16 protein-coding genes and 2 tRNA genes are annotated in these 18530 nt (G+C 71.0%); 16 read left to right on the forward strand and 2 right to left on the reverse strand.

Annotation, left to right across the window (positions count from 1 at the left end):
• Positions 1-97: 97 nt before the first annotated feature.
• The 8 genes from ACZ6C1_RS12665 (at position 98) to ACZ6C1_RS12700 (ending at position 10454) form a co-directional block, all read left to right on the forward strand.
• The gene (locus ACZ6C1_RS12665; RefSeq protein WP_469240258.1) at positions 98-1597 is read left to right on the forward strand and encodes an SDR family NAD(P)-dependent oxidoreductase; all 1500 of its coding nucleotides are present in this window, start codon (positions 98-100) and stop codon (positions 1595-1597) included.
• A gap of 206 nt (positions 1598-1803) precedes the next feature.
• Positions 1804-3948, forward strand: a complete 2145-nt coding sequence (locus ACZ6C1_RS12670) for a hypothetical protein (protein WP_469240259.1) — start codon at positions 1804-1806, stop codon at positions 3946-3948.
• Between the two features lie 239 nt (positions 3949-4187).
• Entirely contained in the window at positions 4188-5366 is a 1179-nt protein-coding gene (locus ACZ6C1_RS12675) for a glycosyltransferase family 2 protein (protein WP_469240260.1), read from the forward strand.
• Positions 5367-5453: 87 nt separating this feature from the next.
• Entirely contained in the window at positions 5454-6581 is a 1128-nt protein-coding gene (gene proB / locus ACZ6C1_RS12680) for a glutamate 5-kinase (RefSeq protein WP_469240261.1), read from the forward strand.
• A gap of 142 nt (positions 6582-6723) precedes the next feature.
• Positions 6724-7224, forward strand: coding sequence for a hypothetical protein (locus tag ACZ6C1_RS12685; RefSeq protein ID WP_469240262.1), 501 nt, complete (start codon positions 6724-6726; stop codon positions 7222-7224).
• Positions 7225-7298: 74 nt separating this feature from the next.
• Positions 7299-8615, forward strand: coding sequence for a glutamate-5-semialdehyde dehydrogenase (locus ACZ6C1_RS12690; protein ID WP_469240263.1), 1317 nt, complete (start codon positions 7299-7301; stop codon positions 8613-8615).
• A gap of 70 nt (positions 8616-8685) precedes the next feature.
• The gene (locus tag ACZ6C1_RS12695; RefSeq protein WP_469240264.1) at positions 8686-9291 is read left to right on the forward strand and encodes an SCO2584 family spore wall biosynthesis protein; all 606 of its coding nucleotides are present in this window, start codon (positions 8686-8688) and stop codon (positions 9289-9291) included.
• A 65-nt stretch (positions 9292-9356) separates the two neighbouring features.
• Positions 9357-10454 carry an SCO2583 family membrane protein gene (locus ACZ6C1_RS12700; protein ID WP_469240265.1) on the forward strand — a complete coding sequence of 366 codons (1098 nt, stop codon included), beginning with the start codon at positions 9357-9359 and terminating at the stop codon, positions 10452-10454.
• 497 nt (positions 10455-10951) lie between these two features.
• On the opposite strand, the gene ACZ6C1_RS12705 is transcribed toward ACZ6C1_RS12700, so the two are convergent.
• Entirely contained in the window at positions 10952-12019 is a 1068-nt protein-coding gene (locus tag ACZ6C1_RS12705; protein WP_469240266.1) for a M48 family metallopeptidase, read from the reverse strand.
• Positions 12020-12310: 291 nt separating this feature from the next.
• On the opposite strand from ACZ6C1_RS12705, the gene ACZ6C1_RS12710 reads away from it, so the two are divergent.
• The 7 genes from ACZ6C1_RS12710 to ACZ6C1_RS12740 all read left to right on the forward strand — a co-directional run bounded on the left by ACZ6C1_RS12710 (position 12311) and on the right by ACZ6C1_RS12740 (position 17002).
• Positions 12311-12472, forward strand: a complete 162-nt coding sequence (locus ACZ6C1_RS12710) for a hypothetical protein (protein WP_469240267.1) — start codon at positions 12311-12313, stop codon at positions 12470-12472.
• 65 nt (positions 12473-12537) lie between these two features.
• The gene (nadD, locus tag ACZ6C1_RS12715) at positions 12538-13158 is read left to right on the forward strand and encodes a nicotinate-nucleotide adenylyltransferase (RefSeq protein WP_469240268.1); all 621 of its coding nucleotides are present in this window, start codon (positions 12538-12540) and stop codon (positions 13156-13158) included.
• A 19-nt stretch (positions 13159-13177) separates the two neighbouring features.
• A complete protein-coding gene (locus ACZ6C1_RS12720) occupies positions 13178-14926 on the forward strand; it encodes a LytR C-terminal domain-containing protein (RefSeq protein WP_469240269.1) in 1749 nt (582 codons plus the stop codon).
• A 69-nt stretch (positions 14927-14995) separates the two neighbouring features.
• The gene (rsfS, locus tag ACZ6C1_RS12725) at positions 14996-15433 is read left to right on the forward strand and encodes a ribosome silencing factor (RefSeq protein ID WP_469240270.1); all 438 of its coding nucleotides are present in this window, start codon (positions 14996-14998) and stop codon (positions 15431-15433) included.
• On the forward strand, positions 15430-16083 hold the full coding sequence (locus tag ACZ6C1_RS12730; protein WP_469240385.1) for a histidine phosphatase family protein: 654 nt from the start codon (positions 15430-15432) through the stop codon (positions 16081-16083). The genes rsfS and ACZ6C1_RS12730 overlap by 4 nt, the downstream gene beginning before the upstream one ends.
• A 73-nt stretch (positions 16084-16156) precedes the next feature.
• Positions 16157-16229, forward strand: a tRNA-Ala gene (locus ACZ6C1_RS12735).
• A gap of 539 nt (positions 16230-16768) precedes the next feature.
• Positions 16769-17002: a hypothetical protein gene (locus tag ACZ6C1_RS12740; protein ID WP_026277450.1), complete on the forward strand. Its 234-nt coding sequence runs from the start codon at positions 16769-16771 to the stop codon at positions 17000-17002.
• On the opposite strand, the gene ACZ6C1_RS12745 is transcribed toward ACZ6C1_RS12740, so the two are convergent.
• On the reverse strand, positions 16981-18201 hold the full coding sequence (locus ACZ6C1_RS12745; protein WP_469240271.1) for a glycosyltransferase 87 family protein: 1221 nt from the start codon (positions 18199-18201) through the stop codon (positions 16981-16983). The two genes, ACZ6C1_RS12740 and ACZ6C1_RS12745, sit on opposite strands and share 22 nt — an antisense overlap.
• Positions 18202-18367: 166 nt before the next feature.
• Between ACZ6C1_RS12745 and ACZ6C1_RS12750 the strand changes: the two genes are divergently transcribed.
• Positions 18368-18440: transfer RNA gene (locus ACZ6C1_RS12750), tRNA-Ala, on the forward strand.
• Positions 18441-18530: the final 90 nt, after the last annotated feature.

The following is an 18530-nucleotide window of genomic DNA, read 5'->3' on the forward strand; positions in this document are numbered from 1 at the left end:
CGCGCGGGTGTGGGGTGCCCTATGTCCGCCTTGCGAGACGGTCACGGAGAGTGCGACCATCAGCCCGTCCCCCAGTCGTCGCAAGGTAGGTCGTTCTGTGTCAGCGCCGCATGAAGCCAAGACCCGCACCACAGCTGTCGTGCTCGCCGGCGGTACCGGCCAGCGCGTGGGACTCGCGATCCCGAAGCAGCTGCTGAAGATCGCGGGCAAGGCGGTCATCGAGCACACGCTGACGATCTTCGAGCAGGCCGACTGCGTCGACGACGTGATCGTGCTGATGGCGCCGGGTTTCGTGCCCGACGTCGAGAAGATCATCGCCAAGGCCGGCCTCACCAAGGTCACCCGGGTCATCGAGGGCGGCGCCACCCGCAACGAGACCACCGAGCGCGCCATCCAGGCCCTCGGCGAGGGCCTCGGGGAGGGGGAGGACCTCAACGTCCTCTTCCATGACGCGGTGCGTCCGCTTCTGTCACAGCGCGTCATCAAGGACTGCGTCGACGCCCTCGACCGCTACCAGGCCGTCGACGTCGCCATCCCGTCCGCGGACACGATCATCGTGACCCGCACCCACGGCGAGGACGGCGAGTTCATCACCGACGTACCCGACCGCTCCCGGCTGCGCCGCGGCCAGACGCCGCAGGCGTTCAAGCTGTCCACGATTCGGCGGGCCTACGAGATCGCGGCCGGGGACCCCAACTTCCAGGCGACGGACGACTGCAGCGTCGTCCTGAAGTACCTGCCGGACGTGCCGATCTACGTCGTCGCGGGCGACGAGTACAACATGAAGGTCACCCAGCCCGTCGACGTCTTCATCGCCGACAAGCTGTTCCAGCTGGCCTCCACCGCCGCCCCGCGCCAGGCCGACGAGGCCGCCTACCGCGAGCTGCTGTCCGGCAAGACCCTCGTCGTCTTCGGCGGTTCGTACGGCATCGGCGCCGACATCGCGGCCCTCGCCGAGCGGTACGGTGCCACGGTGTACGCGCTGGGCCGCTCCACCACCGGCACGCACGTCGAGAACCCCGAGCACGTCGAGGAGGCGCTCTCCAAGGCGTACGCGGAGAGCGGCCGCATCGACTACGTCATCAACACGGCGGGCGTCCTGCGCATCGGCAAGCTGGCCGAGACCGACAACGCGACCATTCAGGAAGCGCTGAACGTCAATTACCTGGCGCCCGTGCAGATCGCCCGCGCCTCGTACAAATACCTGGTCGAGACCAAGGGGCAGCTGCTGCTCTACACCTCCTCCAGCTACACTCGCGGCCGCGCCGAGTACAGCCTTTACTCGTCGACCAAGGCCGCCATGGTCAATCTCACCCAGGCTCTCGCCGACGAATGGGCGGGCGAGGGAATCCGGGTGAATTGCGTCAATCCCGAACGCACCGCTACGCCGATGCGCACCAAGGCATTCGGCCAGGAGCCCGCCGGATCGCTGCTGTCCTCCGAGGCCGTGGCCCGGACCTCGCTGGACGTGCTGCTTTCCGAGCTCACCGGTCATGTCATCGACGTACGGCAGCAGGACCCCACCCGTGGGGCGAGCGAGGCCTCGGGCTTCGAGCAGGCCCTGGCCTCGGTGCTGGACCGACAGGAAGATGTGTAATACTCACCAGATGTGTTCTTCGGGCCTCTGTGTCGCTTTGTGCGAATGCAGAGGCCCGAGTTCGTAAGGCTCGAGTAAGAGCCTTGTAAGTCAGTGCACAAGTCAGTCCGTAAAAGCAGTACGTGCAGTTGGTCCGTGAAGCTCCGCCTTCACACGAGTTTTGTCCATGTGAAAAAACCGGCACCCCCTTCTGGAGCAGGTTCTTCGTGATTTCGACCGCCATTCGCCTGGCACGTGTGGGCAGTGCGTCAGAGCTCGCCGCGGCAGTCCTCCTGGGACTGGGTTACCCGTGCGTCATGCTCGCCGCCCTCCTCCCGAACCTCTGGTTCTTCGCGGCCGCCGGTGCCGTGACCTACGTCGCCGACTGGTATCTGCACCAGAAGAACAGTTACCTGATCAACCGGCTGAGCAAGGTCAGGGCCGGTCTGCCGATCCGCTTCCTGCTGCGCCAGCTACTGCTGATCATGCTGCTCGCCCGCGAAGGCCTCGCCGAACAGCCCGTGTTCTACGCGGCGGTCGCCTGCTTCCTGCTCTTCTTCGGCCTCCAGGCCCCCCAGGGCGCCCTCGCGACCCTGATCCGGCTGCGGCGCACCATGCCGGTCGTCACCCGCAACATCGACCTCAACGCCGTCCGTATCCCCGACGCCCCACCGCAGGCGCTGCTCAACCGCTCCGCCGAGAAGATGCTGCACCTCGACATCCCCGCCATGGCGGGCGTGATCGTCGCGGTCGCCACCGGCCGGAACGTCATCGGGTACGCGGGTGTCGCGGCCACCCTCGCGCTGGGCCTGCTCTACACGGCCGCCCTCGTCCCGTACCTGCGCCGCAAGCGCCGCGTGCCGGGCGCGGGCGCCGTCCTCAAGGCCGTCGGCACCTGGCTGCGCGAGTACCAGCCGACCGTCGCCCTGTACTTCTCCGGCTCCGACGACTCCGCGTACCAGGTCAACATGTGGCTGGAGACGATGGAGCAGGTCGACGGCCGGCCGCTGATCATCATGCGTGAGCGGAACCTGGTCAAGAAGCTCAACCCGACGTCGGTGCCGATCCTGTGCGTCCCCGGTGGCCAGCACCTGATGGCCATGGACATGTCCTCGATTCGCGTCACCCTGTACGCCGCCAACGTCGGCAAGAACATCCACATGCTGCGCGTACCGACCATGAAGCACGTCTTCATCGGGCACGGCGACAGCGACAAGCTCGCCAGCGTCAACCCGTTCTCCAAGGTGTACGACGAGGTCTGGACCGCCGGGCAGGCCGGCCGCGACCGGTACGCGCTCGCCGACGTCGGCGTCCGCGACGAGGACATCGTCGAGGTGGGCCGCCCGCAGCTCGCGCCGATCCGGACCTGGACGGGCACGCCGAAGAACCCGATTCCGACCGTCCTGTACGCCCCCACCTGGGAGGGCTGGGACAACAATCCCGGCAACACCTCGCTGCTGCTGGCCGGCGAGAACATCATGAAGCGGCTGCTGAACGCCCCGCAGCCGGTCCGCGTGATCTACAAGCCGCACCCCTTCACGGGGCTCGTCAACAAGAAGGCCAAGGCCGTCGACGAGCGCCTCCAGAAGATGGTCACCGCCGCCAACGCCGAGCGCGCCGCGGACCCGCGCTGGGCCAAGGAGATCGCCGCCGCGCAGGGCGACCAGGCCGCGGCGCGCGCCGAACTCGCCCGTATCGAGGCACGGATCGCCCAGCTCTCCGCCCCCGGCCGCAAGGGCGGCGACGAGGCCGAGGAGTCGCGCGTCTCGCTCGCCGACCCGCAGCGCCTCGCCGAGATCAAGCGGCTGCGGGCCGAGTGGAACGACGCCTACTGGCGCTCGTTCGGCTGGTGGGAGCACAAGGTCGTCACCGGCTCCGAGCCGAAGCTGTACGACTGCTTCAACGAGGCCGACGGCATGGTCTCCGACATCTCCAGCGTCGTGTCCGACTTCATCGCGAGCGGCAAGCCGTACGCGGTGACGGACTCCGCCGAGCTGGGCGTCGACGAGTTCAAGCGCCAGAACACGGCCGTCCGGGCTGCGGTGATCCTCTCCAACAGCGCCGCCGAGCTGGACGAGCTGCTGGCGGCCGTGGCCGACCCCGCCGCCGACCTGCTCGCCGGGGAGCGGAAGCTGCTCAAGCGGTACCTGCTCGGCCCCGACGAGCCCACGTCCCTGGAGCAGTTCAACGCCGCCGTGCAGGTGCTGGCAGCCAAGGCCGAGGCCCGCAACAACGGCGTCGCCCAGCGGCTGGCGGGCCAGCGGATCGGCGAGCTCGACCAGGAGGCCGACGGCGCCGGCGCCGAGCCGGTGTCCGCCGCTCTCGACACGGTGGCGGAGAAGGGTGCCGAGGAGGCGACGGTGGCGCACTGAGCGCCGGCCCCCACCAGAAGCGCCGACACAGGCGTCCACGCAGAACGCCGACGTAAAGCACCCGCGCAAAGCACCCGCGTAAAGCCGGACGTAAAGCCCGACGTACACCCCGCGGCCCGTAAGTCCCTCGTACGAGGAGCACTTACGGGCCGCTGTGCGTGCCGTCACACCCGGGAAACGCCTGGCGGGCACGATGTCGACGACCTTCGTCCGTGCGGTGGATCGAGCAGTGGGTGCCGATGACTGAGAACACTCCCGATGTCAGCGTGATCATCGGGGCCTATGAGGCCATGCCGTACCTGGTGAAGTGCCTCGAATCGGTGGAGGCGCAGACGCTGGGCGCCGACCGGATCGAGATCGTCGCCGTCGACGACGGCTCGACCGACGGCACGGGGGAGTACCTGGAGGAGTTCGCCGCCCGCTCCAAGGTCCCCACCCGCGTCGTCCGGCAGCCCAACTCCGGCGGACCCAGCGGCCCGCGCAACACCGGACTCGCCCTCGCCCGGGGCCGTTTCGTCTTCTTCCTCGACGCCGACGACTACTTCGGCGAGGAGGCACTGGAACGTCTCGTCGCCATGGCCGACCAGGCCGGTACGGACGTGGTGCTGGGCAAGACCGTCGGCGTCAACCGCAACGCCGCGAAGTCGATGTGGAAACAGACGGTCGAACGCGCCGACATCTACCGCTCCAACGTCAAGTACACGCTCAGCGCCCAGAAACTGTTCCGCCGCGACCTGCTCGTCAGGCACGGCATGCGGTTCGACGAGTCGCTGAGGACCGGTGAGGACGCGCTGTTCACGCTGGAGGCGTACCTGCGCGGCAACGGTGTGTCGGTCGTCGCCGACCACACCTGCTACTACCTGGTGGGCCGGGAGGACGGCAAACACCTGACGAAGACCGGCGGTTACGTGCCCCGCTTCGACTCGGCCAAGGCCCTGATGGAACTCATCGCCGCCCACGAGCCGCCGGGGGAGCGCCGAGACCTGCTCATGATGCGACCGTTCACGGTCACCCTGCTCCCGCAGTTCGGGCCCGTCGTGCTCAGGCAGCCCCGCGACATCCTGCTCGCGAAGATGGAACTGGCCGCCCCGCTGATGGCCGCGTACTGGACGCCCGGAGTGGCCGGCCGTCTGAAGACCGAGGACCGGCTGCGCCTGACGTGCGTGGCGATGAACCTGCCCGACGCGCTCATGGACGTGGCCGGTTTCCTCCAGGAGGGGAAGCAGCCCGGACGGGTACGCCGGCAGGGCCGCGAGTACCTCGTGTACCCGCACTTCGGCGACCCGGCGACGGGCATCCCGGACACCGCCTACGAAGTGCGCGGCGCGCCCGGCCCCTTGACCGTGGCACGTCGCCGGGCCCGGCGGCTGGCGGGGCGGGTGGTGCGCCGGGTGCGGCGGATGCGGGCGAGAGACTGAGCCGGCGAGCGGGCACCTGTCCAGGAGGATGTCCAGCCGCTGGAATGAGCGCGCGCCCCAGGCCGCTCCTGGCATAGATTTTCCCACGTGACAGTGGCAAGACAGTACGTAACGGAAGCCCGCAGGATCGTCGTCAAGGTCGGTTCCTCGTCCCTGACCACCGCCTCCGGCGGCCTCGACGCCGACCGGGTCGACGCCCTCGTCGACGTACTCGCCAAGGTCCGCAGCGGAGGGGAGAAGGAGATCGTCCTGGTCTCCTCCGGCGCCATCGCCGCCGGGCTCGCGCCGCTCGGCCTCGCCCGCCGTCCCAAGGACCTGGCCCGCCAGCAGGCCGCCGCCAGTGTCGGCCAGGGCCTCCTCGTCGCCCGCTACACCGCCTCCTTCGCCCGCTACGGCGTACGCGTCGGCCAGGTCCTCCTCACCACCGACGACACCAGCCGCCGCGCCCACTACCGCAACGCCTACCGCACCCTGGACCAGCTGCTCGCCATGGGCGCCGTCCCGGTCGTCAACGAGAACGACACGGTCGCCACCGACGAGATCCGGTTCGGCGACAACGACCGGCTCGCCGCGCTCGTGGCCCACCTGGTGCGGGCCGACCTCCTCGTCCTGCTCTCCGACGTGGACGGGCTGTACGACGGCGACCCGGCGAAGCCGGGCACCTCCCGTATCGCCGAGGTGCGCGGCCCCGCGGACCTGGAGGGCGTCGAGATCGGCTCGGCCGGGAAGGCGGGCGTCGGCACCGGCGGCATGGTCACCAAGGTCGAGGCCGCCCGGATCGCCGCCGCCGCGGGCGTACCGGTCGTCCTCACCTCGGCGAGCCGCGCCGCCGACGCCCTCGCGGGCCGCGACACCGGCACGTACTTCCGCCGCACCGGCCGCCGCTCCGCCGACCGCCTGCTGTGGCTGGCCCACGCGTCCACCCCGCAAGGCGCCCTGATCCTGGACGACGGGGCGGTCCGGGCGGTCGTCGAGGGCAAGAAGTCGCTGCTCCCCGCGGGCATCGCGGCCGTCGAGGGAGAGTTCGGCGCCGGGGACCCGGTCGAGCTGCGCGACGCCTCCGGCCGGGCCGTCGCGCGGGGCCTGGTCAACTTCGACGCCAAGGAGATCCCCCAGCTCCTGGGCCGGTCCACCAGAGAGCTGGCGAAGGAACTGGGCCCGGCGTACGAGAGGGAGGTCGTACACAGGGACGATCTCGTCGTCCTCCAGCCCTAGACCCGTCCCAGAACGGCTGAAAGTCCCGCCATCCGCCAGAGACCTTCACCAAAACCGCCCCACGTTCCGCGCAGGACTGGTCAACTTTGTCTCAGGGGTAAGCGGGGTGACAGCACCACGACGCACAAACAGGAGGCCGCCGGTGAGACGAGCGCGCCCAGGGGCTCTGCCCCGAGGGACGGCCGAACGGGCCTTGACGAGTGTCGAGGCCGGGGCCGACTTCGATGAAGCCGTCCTCGACGAGGGCGCCACGGGCCGACAGGCGGGCAGCGGGCCGGACCGGCACACCCCGGACCGCCCCGTCTCCAAGCTGTGGCACATCACCCTCAGCGTCTCGGGTCCGGAGGCCCCGCTGAAGGACGTCAGACGGGCCCTGGAGCAGCTCGCCCACGACCACCCGTTCCTGCTGACCAGCCGGTATGCCAACGACCACGCCGAGATCCGGTACTGGGAAGAGGCCCGCGACCTGCACGACGCCGCCGCCGTCGCGCTGCGGCTGTGGGGCGAGCACCGGCAGAGCGCCGGGCTGCCGCCGTGGGAGATCGTCGGCCTGGAGGTCATCGACCGCGAGACGTACCACCTGCGGATCGCGGAGGGGTACGGGCCGCCGCCCGCCGCCCCCGTGGGCGTACACCCGTACTGACGTACCGGGCCGAGGGTGTCTCGCAGAGCGGGATATGTGATGGATGCCCGTCGGGAGCGCATTACGCTGCGAGTATGACCTCGTCGCATTCCCCCGCCTCCGCCACCTCGCCGTCCGTCACGCCGTACGACGACATGACCCCCGTCGCCCGTGCCGCCTACCGGGCGCGCGCCGCCGCCGCCGAAATCGCGCCACTCCCGCGCTCGGCCAAGGACGACGCGCTGCTGGCGATCGCGGACGCGCTGGAGGTCCGTACGAGCGAGATCGTCGAAGCCAACGCCGAGGACGTCGCCCGGGCCAGGGAGGCCGGCACCAGCGAGTCGATCATCGACCGGCTGACGCTCACCCCCGAGCGGGTGCGCGCCATCGCCGCCGACGTCCGGGACGTGGCCGCGCTGCCCGACCCGGTCGGCGAGGTCGTCCGCGGCTCCACCCTCCCCAACGGCATCGACCTCCGGCAGGTCCGCGTCCCGCTCGGCGTGGTCGGGATCATCTACGAGGCCCGGCCCAATGTGACGGTCGACGCCGCCGCCCTGTGCCTGAAGTCCGGAAACGCGGTGCTGCTGCGCGGTTCCTCCTCCGCGTACTCCTCCAACACCGCCCTCGTCCGGGTCCTGCGCGACGCCGTCGGCGGCGCCGGCCTGCCGGCCGACGCGGTGCAGCTCGTGCCCGGCGAGTCCCGCGACTCGGTACGCGAGCTGATGCGCGCCCGCGGCCTGGTCGACGTCCTGATCCCGCGCGGCGGCGCCTCCCTCATCCGTACGGTCGTCGAGGAGTCCACCGTCCCGGTCATCGAGACCGGCACCGGCAACTGCCACGTGTACGTCGACTCCCAGGCCGACCTCGACATGGCCGTCGACATCCTGATCAACTCCAAGGCGCAGCGGCCCAGCGTCTGCAACGCCGCCGAGACCCTCCTCGTCCACCAGGACATCGCCGAGGCCTTCCTGCCGCGCGCCCTCGACGCCCTCGCCGAGGCGGGTGTCACCGTCCACGGCGACGAGCGGGTGCAGTCGTACGCGGACCGCTCCAAGGCCACCGTGGTGGCGGCCACCACCGAGGACTGGGAGACCGAGTACCTCTCGTACGACATCGCCGCCGCCGTCGTCGACTCCCTGGACGCCGCCGTGGCGCACATCCGGCTGTGGACCTCCGGCCACACCGAGGCCATCGTCACCACCTCCCAGGCGGCCGCCCGCCGCTTCACCCAGCTGGTGGACTCCACGACGGTCGCGGTCAACGCGTCCACCCGCTTCACGGACGGCGGCCAGTTCGGTTTCGGGGCCGAGATCGGCATCTCGACGCAGAAGCTGCACGCCCGTGGCCCGATGGGACTGCCCGAGCTGACGTCGACGAAGTACATCGTCACGGGGGACGGCCACACCCGGTAGGCGCCCTCTCGCGGTGGCGGAGTTCGTACTCTCCCTGCCGAAAACCACCTCCCCGGTCTACTCTGAATGCGTGCCGGACGACGTGGGGGGCAAGCCGTTCCCGGACGGCTGGGAGCCCGACGACGACCGCGGGGGCGCCGACGAGGACTTCGCCTCCGTGGTGTTCGACGAGGACTTCGTCCGGGCCGCCCGGATCCATGAACCGACCGCCGTCGAGCGGCTGTTGGCCGCCGCCCAGGCCCGCGCGGACGCCGAGGCCGCGCGGGCGGGACCGGGCGGCGCCGGGGCCGACGACGAGCTGTACGACGACGTGTACGGGCCCGGGAACCGTGCTCACGGGTACGCCGACACGTACGGCCCCGCCGACGACGACGCCGGGCCCTACGGGGCGCACGGCGGCGCCCTGCGCCCGTACCGGCCGAGCTCCCGCTGGCACCGGCCGGTGGCGTGGATCCTCGCGGTGGTGATGGGCGTCGGCATGATCGCCCTCGCCTTCACGGCCGTCTACCGGGGCGCCTCCGGCGGCCGCGGCGGGCAGGTGCCGACGCCCGCGACCAGCGGTATCGACACACCGCCGACGCCGGCCCGGACGCCGGTCCCGACCGCCCCGTCAGCCCCTTCCGCCTCGGCCGAATACGGCGCCCCGCCCGTGTCGGTGGTGCCTCGAACACCCTGAACAGCCCCGTACGTTGCCGTGCGCCAGCGCGTTTACCGGGGCACCGACAGACCTACCCTGAAGGTATGGCAGGGCGTGGCGACCCGCCCGAGGGGACGCCCGAGGGGCTTCCCGGTGGTGGTGAGGACGAGTACCGGTCCGTCGTCTTCGACGAGTCGTTCATCCGCGCTGCCCGCCTCCAGGAGTACTCCGCACAGGAGCGCATGGGTGAGCACGCCCAGGCCGTGCGGAGCCGCCCCGTGTGGGAGAGGCCCCCGACGCCGGCCTCACGCCCCCGGCACGGCGCGCTGGTGCTCGTGCTGGTGGTCGCGGTGGTTTTCGCCGCCGTCGTCTACCTCAGTGCCCGGGGCGCCTACCAGCCGCTGACCGACCGGCGCGCCGAGCCGCTGCGGATCACGGTGGTCCCGCTGGCCCCACAGGGCACCGTCCCGGGCGGAGAGCCCGCCGCCCTGTACGCCCACAGCCCCGCCGCCCAGTTCCGCTCGGGCGCCGCGGGCATCACTCTCCCGGCCGTCAGACGCACCGCCCATTTCTCCGAGAGCCAGGTGGTGACCGCCCTGAGCACGGTGAAGGACTACCTCGTGCAGTCCTCGCTCGACCCGGACGTCCTGACCGGTGAGGCCGTCCGGCAGGTGCGGCTGCTGCTCGACCCCGACCAGCTGGAGCAGTTCGACCGCAGCGTCGAGTCCCCCGCCGATGACGGGCGGCACGCCGCGACCGGCTGGCTGGTGCGCTTCGACACCTCCGAGGTGGCGCTGGCGGACTCCACCGCGCGGGTGCGCGGCACGATGCGGGCGGCCGAGGTGGGGCCAGACGTCCTGGAGGTCACGTCGGACCACACCCTCGTCTACGCGGTGCGCCCGGCGGGGGCGGGCACCGACGCGGACGCCTCGCTGTTCACCGTCCGCCGTGAGCTGGCCTTCCGCTTCGACCGCGAGGACCTGCGGATGCACCGCGCCGAGGTGCTGACCAGCCGGGTACAGGCCGGCCCGCAGGCCTGCTCGGCCAACCCGTCCGGCGCCCTCCACCCGGTGCTCGCCGGGAACCGCTCCACCCCGGCGGGCCCCGCGGTCACCGACCCGTACGCCATCGGCACCCACACCTCCACCGCCCTCTGCGGCGCCCTCTCTCCCAGCGCCCAGCCCTCCCTCCCGGCCCCCTGACCACCGGCAGCCCGCTCGTGCGGCGGGCGCGGTGCGGGCTGTGCGGGTCGTGCGGCCGTGCGCGGGCGGTGCGGGGCCGTGCCCGGGCGGTGTGGCCGTGCCCGGGCCGTGCGGGTTGTGCGGGCGGCCTTGCACGGGCCGTGCGGGCGGTGCGGCCGTGCCGGGGCGGGTGTGGCCGTGCACGGGCGGCTGGCCGGGCACGAGTCGTGCGGTCGTGCCCGGGCGCTGCGGGCCGTGCCATGCCCGGGCCCCCGGGGGCGTTGCCCGGGCCGGATGCGACCCCGGCGCGGGCCAGCGACCGCAGGGCGCCCGCCCGGCGGCCGTGTCGGCTCCGCACGTGACGCCCACGTCGGCCCCCGCGCGCGTCGCCCACGCGGCCCCCGGGGCGGCCACGTCGGGCCCCCGCACGTGACGCCCACGCGGCCCCCGCACGCGCCGCCCACGCGGCCGTACCGGCCCGTGGTGTCCGCCCGGGCCCACGCTCCGGCGACGTGGGGTCAGTCCGCGGTCCGGCCGTTGTCCGACGGGCGGGGCGAGCCGCCGGGGCTGCCCGTGAACCTGTCGCGGAGTTTGCCGCCGAGGTCGCCCGCCCCGCCGGCTATGTCGCCGACCAGCTTCATCAGCGGATCCTTGCTGCCGCGCACCGATTCGGCGTAGTGGGACGCGGACTCGCGGAAGGAGTCCGTGACCGAGGTCTCCTTGTCCTCCGAGCGGCGCGGGTAGTGACCGTCCATGATCCGCTGGTAGTCACGGCTCTCGGCCCACTTCTTCAGTTCGGCGGCCCGCACGGTGGTGAACGGGTGCGAGCGCGGCAACACGTTCAGGATCTTGAGCACCGAGTCGCGCAGGTCACCCCCCGCCTCGTACTCCTCCGCCTGCTCGAGGAACGCGTCCACGTTCATCTCGTGCAGGTGATTGCCGCCGGCGATCTTCATCAATCCGCGCATCGACGCCTTCAGGTCCTGGCCCACCAGCAGGCCCGCCCGGTCCGCCGACAGCTCGGACTTGCGGAACCACTCGCGCAGCGCCGTCACGATCGCCATGATCGCGACATTGCCGAGCGGGATCCAGGCCACCTTCATCGCCAGGTTGGTGAGGAACAGCAGCACCGTGCGGTACACGGCGTGGCCCGACAGCGCGTGCCCCACCTCGTGCCCGACGACCGCCCGCATCTCCTCCTCGTCCAGCAGCTCCACGAGCCCGGTCGTGACGACGATGATCGGTTCGTCCAGCCCGATGCACATGGCGTTGGGCTTGGGGTCCTGCGTGACGTACATCGCGGGGACCTTCTCCAGGTCCAGGATGTAACAGGCGTCCCTCAGCATGGTGTTGAGGTGGGCGAACTGCGCGTCGCTCACCCGCACCGAGTCGGACAGGAAGAGCAGCCTCAGACTGCGCTCCGGCAGCAGCCCGCTCAGCGCCTTGAAGACGGTGTCGAAGCCGCTGAGCTTGCGCAGGGCGACGAGCGCGGAGCGGTCCGCCGGGTGTTCGTAAGCCCGGGACGAAATGCCCGGGAACCGCGTGCGCTGCCTGCTCGGCACGTTCTCGTGACTGCTGTCGGTCATGGAATGCCCCCTCTTCGTACGAGACCTGGTCCCGTCCCCCTGACGGCCCCCAGCGTAGGCGCTGGCGCCACGGGGCGGCCGGGCCTGTGGACAACCGCGGAAATCCATCGGTACGCCCCGGCTCGTACCGGCCGTCCCGGCCCTCGGGACCGGCCCGCCCGCCCGGTTCCCGCTCCGCGCGTACCGCAATACCGACGACAACGACTGAGTCGGCGTGAGCGTGCCCGGACGGCCCGCATACGATGTGCGCGAAGTCTCCGCTCCGACTCCGATGGATAGGTCCTGCCGAAGATGAGCCTCCCCACCACCGCCGCCAGCCTCGTCACGCTCGCCCAGGGCGGCGAGCACGGTGGCAACCACGACAGCCTCAACCCGTACATCACCGGTGGCGGCGCCCTCGTCGTGCTGCTCCTGCTGCTGTGGATCACCACGCGCTTCAACCGCGACCGCTGAGCCCCGGGCGCCGAGCCGCGACCGCCGGGGCCGCCCACGGCGCCGTGCCAGTAGGCTCTGCACGCATGGGAGACCAGCAAGTGCCTACCAGTTCCGGCAAACGCCGACTTGGCGTGATGGGCGGGACATTCGACCCGATCCACCACGGACACCTGGTGGCGGCCAGCGAGGTGGCCGCCCTGTTCCACCTCGACGAGGTGGTGTTCGTACCGACCGGGCAGCCGTGGCAGAAGAGCCACAAGAATGTCTCCCCGGCGGAGGACCGCTACCTGATGACGGTCATCGCGACGGCGTCCAACCCGCAGTTCTCCGTCAGCCGCATCGACATCGACCGCGGCGGACCGACGTACACCATCGACACGTTGCGGGAACTGCGTGACCTCAACAAGGACACGGATCTGTTCTTCATCACCGGAGCGGACGCGCTGTCCCAGATCATGCCGGGCTGGCGCAATGCCGAGGAGCTCTTCTCGCTCGCCCACTTCATCGGGGTGACCCGCCCGGGGCACGACCTGTCGGACGACGGGCTGCCCGAGGGCGGGGTCTCCCTGGTCGAGGTGCCGGCGCTCGCCATCTCCTCCTCGGACTGCCGGGCGCGGGTCGCCGCGGGCGATCCCGTCTGGTATCTGGTGCCGGACGGTGTGGTGCGCTACATCGACAAGCGCCAGTTGTACCGGGGCGAATGAGCCACGGAGAGGGGCACCGGTGAACGACCAGCAGAACCCGTACGACCCGTACTACCCGCCGCAGCCGCAGATCGTCGGCTACGACGCCTACGGGCAGCCGGTGTACCAGCAGGCTCAGCAGGCGCAGCAGTACCACCAGGAGCCTCACCAGTCCCAGCAGTACGACCCGTACGCGCAGCCCCAGCAGTCCTACGGCTACGACCAGTACACCCAGCACCAGCCGCAGCACTACGACCCGTCGTACACCCAGCAGGGGTACGGGTACGAGGGCTACGCCGCCGCCGGGTACGACACCGCCCAGCAGCAGCCGGCGGCACCGCAGCCCGAGGCCCCCGCCGCGCCCCCCGCCGGCGTCCCCGAGCAGCGCCGCCCGGCGCCCGCGCCGGGAACGGGACCGGGAACGGGACCGGGGTCGCGAAACGAGTGGCAGAGCGAGCGACGCAGCGAGCGGGAGAGCGACCGGGAGAGCGACCGGGAGACCGAGCGCGACTACCGCACCGAGCAGTTCGCCTTCGTCGAGGACCCCGACGAGGACTCCGAAGACGTCATCGACTGGCTCAAGTTCACCGAGAGCCGCTCGGAGCGGCGCGAGGAGGCCAAGCGGCGCGGCCGCAACCGGGTCGTGGCGCTCGTCGTCGTCCTGGCCGTCGCCCTCATCGGCGGCGTCGGCTACCTGTGGTCCGCCGGAAAGATCCCCGGCCTGTCGGACCAGGAGACCAAGCAGGGCGGCACCGCGAGCGGCCCCCAGAAGCGGGACGTCATCGTCCTGCACCTGCACAACACCAAGAACAAGGAGACCTCGACGGCGCTGCTGGTCGACAACGCCACGACCAAGCAGGGCACAACGGTCCTGCTGCCGAACTCCCTCTCCGTCGCCAATGACGACGGCACCACCACCACGCTCGCCAAGTCCGTCGACGACGACGGCTCCACCGGCACCCGCGAGGCCATCGGCGCCCTGCTGGGTACCAGGATCAGCGGAACGTGGCGGCTCGACACCCCGTACCTGGAGAACCTGGTCGAGCTGGTCGGCGGCATCGAGATCAGCACGGACACCGAGGTGCCCGGGGCGAAGAAGGGCGACGCGCCCCTGGTGCCCGCCGGCGAGAACCAGACCCTCAACGGGCGCATGGCCGTGGCGTACGCCACCCACCGCGGTACCGGCGAGGCGGAGGCCGAGCAACTGGAACGCTTCGGTCAGGTCATCCATGGTGTCCTGCGGAAGATGTCGGACGACCCGGAGTCGGCGACCGTCACCGTCCAGACGCTGGCACAGATCCTCGACCCGTCCCTGCCCGAGAAGGACCTGGGCGCCTCCCTCGCCAGGCTCGCCGAGCACGCCAAGGTCGGCGACCACAAGACCGCGCTGCTGCCCGTCCGGGAGGACGGCACGCTCAGTGAGCAGGCCACCGGCAGTGTGGTGAAGGACATCCTGGGCGGTTCGGTCACCGCCCCGGAGCAGGGCGCGGCCGTACGCGTCGGTGTCCGGAACGCGTCCGGCGACGAGGACGCCACCGAGGCCGCACGGATCGCGCTGGTCAACGGCGGCTACGCGGTCATCGACGGCGGCAAGGCCGACGAGGAGTCGTCGTCGCAGGTCATCTATGGTGACGCGGCGCAGAAGGCGAAGGCCGAGGAGGTCGCCAAGACCCTGGGCCTGCCCGCCGGCGCCGTGGAGAAGGGCACGGCGGCGGCCAACGCGGACGTCACGGTCGTCCTGGGCCAGGATTACGAGGTCGAGCGGGGGGCCGGCGGCGGGGGCGAGTAATGGTTTGCCGGGCTGTCGGCGGTACGTGAGACCCTGGGAGTGTTCTGGACCGCCGACGAAAGCTTGCATGTGACCGCCACTGACCGCTCCATCGAGCTCGTGACCGCCGCCGCCCAGGCGGCTGCCGACCGGCTCGCGCACGACATCATCGCCTACGACGTCAGCGACGTGCTGTCGATCACCGACGCCTTCCTGCTCGCCTCCGCGCCCAACGACCGCCAGGTCAAGTCGATCGTGGACGAGATCGAGGAGCGGCTGAACAAGGACCTCGGCGCCAAGCCGGTCCGCCGCGAGGGCGACCGCGACGCCCGCTGGATCCTGCTGGACTACGTCGACATCGTCGTCCACGTCCAGCACAGCGAGGAGCGGGTCTTCTACGCCCTGGAGCGGCTGTGGAAGGACTGCCCCGAGCTGCCGCTGCCCGAGGACGCCCTGAAGACCCGCGGCAAGGCCGAGGAGCACGCCCGGCTCAGCGGCGCCGACGGCTCGGACGGTGATCTGAGCTGAACGGCACCAAGGGCGGCAGGGGCCGCCGGATCGTCCTGTGGCGGCACGGCCAGACGTCGTGGAACCTGGAGCGCCGTTTCCAGGGGTCCACGGACATCGAGCTGACCGACACGGGCCTCGCCCAGGCGCGCCGGGCCGCGCGGCTGCTCGCCGCGCTGAAGCCGGACGCGATCATCTCCTCCGATCTGAAGCGCGCGTCGGTCACGGCCGCCCAGCTGGCCGCGATCACCGGCCACCAGATCAACCACGACTCCGCGCTGCGCGAGACCTACGCGGGTGAGTGGCAGGGCCTGACCCACGACGAGATCCTGGCGCGGTACGGCGAGCAGTACGCCGCGTGGAAGCGCGGCGAGCCGGTGCGGCGCGGTGGTGGCGAGCTGGAGACGGAGGTGGCCGACCGGGCCGCGCCCGTGGTGCTGGCGCACGCTGAGAAGCTGCCCGACGACGGCACGCTCGTCGTGGTCAGCCACGGCGGCACGATCCGCACCACCATCGGCCGGCTCCTCGGTCTGGAGGCCCGCCACTGGGAGGGCCTCGGCGGGCTCTCGAACTGCTGCTGGTCGGTGCTGGGCGAGGGTGCGCGCGGCTGGCGACTGCTGGAACACAACGCCGGAACGCTGCCCGAACCGGTCCTCGGCGACGACGACTGACCCGGATTTCACTTTCCGGCAGGTCACAGGCTAAAGTTCTTCTTGTTCGCAGCGCGGAGCGCGAAGAACACGAGGGGCTATAGCTCAGTTGGTAGAGCGCCTGCATGGCATGCAGGAGGTCAGGAGTTCAATTCTCCTTAGCTCCACAGTCACCGAATCCCGTCCCCACCAGGGGGCGGGATTCGTGTTTTCCCGGCCCTTCCCGCCGCCCGCCTCCGGGGGACGCCCGAGCAGCCGGGGTCGTCCGCCGCACGGTCGGGCCGGCCCGGCTCGTGTCCGGGCCCGCTCCGGTGCCCTCGCCTCTCCTCGCTTCTCCTCGCCCCTCCTCGGCCGTCCGAACGCGCCGGGGTGTGTGCATCGGCCGATGCGCTGTGGGTAAGTGCCTGGCGTTGGCGGCCGCGTCGATCGTGGGGGCGTCGGCGGGGCTGGTGCACGGACCCCGCTGACCCTCGTGCCGGGCCATGGCAGAATCGGACGGCCGGAGGGGGACGACGGTCCGGACGGGAGGGAGTGCGCAATGGCGGCCAGCGGTTTCGAGGAGGCTTCCGAGCCGCTCACCGCGGCACGGCCGCGCTCCGGACTCAGCTGTCCCTCGTGCGGTTCGGCCCACGTCGCCCAAGTGCTCGGTGACAATGGCGGAGTGTCCTATGTGTGCACGTCCTGCGGCCACAGCTGGAGCTGATTGATGGGTGCACACAGGCGGAAATGCGACTGGTGCGGCAGCGGCACGCCCATCGTCAGGGACATGGACCCGGTCAACCCCGAGTACCAGTACTGGTGCGAGGAGTGCGCCCGGGCGCTGATCATAAAAGGCGACCCCATCGAGACCTACCGTGAGCTCGAAGGGGAGCCCATCTACGGGCGCCTGCTCGACGAGCACTGCACCCTCAAGCGGTTCTACTCCTTCGCCACTGCCTGACCCGCCCGCCACTGCCTGACCCCGAACGCGGCCAACAGGGCCAGACCGACCAGCGTGTAGAGCCCGGACAGCAGCATCTGCCAGCCGTTCTGGTGCAGTTCGAGACGCACCGGGGCGGGCGCGTGCGGCACCCACCACAGGGCGAACGACGCGAACACCAGAGCCGTCGCGACCACCCAGGCCGGCCGTACGCGGGTCGCCAGCAGTATCAGCGTCGGCACACACCACACCCAGTGATGCGACCAGGAGATCGGGCTCACCAGGAGGGCCGTCGTCGCGCACGCCACCACGGCCACCGGCCGGTCGTCCCGCAGCGCCGCCAGCACCGCCACCGTGATTCCCGCCACACCCACGACAACGGCCGCGAGCAGCCACCACACCCCCGGATCGGTGGTGTGCAGCAGCCGGGCCAGCACGCCGTTCAGCGACTGGTTCGCGGTCTCCTCCTTGCGCCCGACCCGACTGGTCTCGAAGATCATCTCGGTCCAGAAGCGGCGTGAGTCGTACGGCAGGACGACCGCGGACGCCACGGTCACGGCCAGGAACACCCCGGTGGCCGTCGCCGCCTGCCGCAGCCATGGGTGCCACCCCCGTCGCCAACCCCCCGCACGCGCGCGTGCCACCCCCACGACCACCAGCAGCACCACGAACAGCCCCGGCGTCAGCTTCACGGCCGTGGCCAGACCGATGCCCACCCCGGCCCACCGGTTGTTCTCCCGCCGCGTCAGGTCCCAGAGCACCGCCACCGCGATCAACAGGTTGATCTGCCCGTACCGCAGCGTCGTCCACACCGGCTCGCACCAGACGAGCACCGCGGCCACCCACAGCGCCGCGCCCGGGCGGTCCCGGCCCACCAGGCGCAGCGACAGATGCACCAGCGCCAGCAGCAGGAGCAGGTTCCCGGCGGTCGCCAGGGTGCGCATCTCGGGGACGCCGAGCAGCGTCAGCGGCGTGAACAGCAGCGCGGCGAACGGCGGGTACGTGGTCGGCAGGTTCGCCGATGTGGCGCGCATCGCATACAGGTCGCCCCCGGCCAGGACGGTCTCGCCCTCCGCGCGGTAGACGGAGAGGTCCAGCATGGTGACGTTGGCGGCGCGCTGCGCCATCCAGAACGCCACGAAGGACAGCAGGCAGGCCATTGCGGCGGCGGCGACGGGCAGCTCCCGGAGGCGCGCCCGGAGGGTCAGGGTCACGGTCACGAAGGGCGACGCTACCGGCCAGAGCCCTACCGACCGTAAACGATTTGGTGAACCACCGGGGGGACCGTGTAATGTTCTCTGTGTCGCCGCGAGGGGAAACCCCGCGAGGGAAACCCGCAAGGGGAACCCGGCCAGGAGGAGACTCCAGGAGGGCGGCACACCGCAAGGGGCTATAGCTCAGTTGGTAGAGCGCCTGCATGGCATGCAGGAGGTCAGGAGTTCAATTCTCCTTAGCTCCACAGAACGTGGAAGGCGGGCCATCCGATTCGGATGGCCCGCCTTCTCGTGTACCCGGCGGCAGTGGCCGCTCCCGGCATGCCCCCGGCGGC

Source organism: Streptomyces sp. NPDC041796 (assembly GCF_055590785.1).

Excerpts from the sequence above, each read along its gene's own strand:
- ACZ6C1_RS12710 (WP_469240267.1), top strand. The coding sequence starts at position 12,311 with ATGAGCCTCCCCACCACCGCCGCCAGCCTCGTCACGCTCGCCCAGGGC.
- ACZ6C1_RS12700 (WP_469240265.1), top strand. The coding sequence starts at position 9,357 with ATGGCAGGGCGTGGCGACCCGCCCGAGGGGACGCCCGAGGGGCTTCCC.
- ACZ6C1_RS12705 (WP_469240266.1), bottom strand. The coding sequence starts at position 12,019 with ATGACCGACAGCAGTCACGAGAACGTGCCGAGCAGGCAGCGCACGCGG.
- nadD (WP_469240268.1), top strand. The coding sequence starts at position 12,538 with ATGGGAGACCAGCAAGTGCCTACCAGTTCCGGCAAACGCCGACTTGGC.
- ACZ6C1_RS12675 (WP_469240260.1), top strand. The coding sequence starts at position 4,188 with ATGACTGAGAACACTCCCGATGTCAGCGTGATCATCGGGGCCTATGAG.
- ACZ6C1_RS12690 (WP_469240263.1), top strand. The coding sequence starts at position 7,299 with ATGACCTCGTCGCATTCCCCCGCCTCCGCCACCTCGCCGTCCGTCACG.
- ACZ6C1_RS12740 (WP_026277450.1), top strand. The coding sequence starts at position 16,769 with ATGGGTGCACACAGGCGGAAATGCGACTGGTGCGGCAGCGGCACGCCC.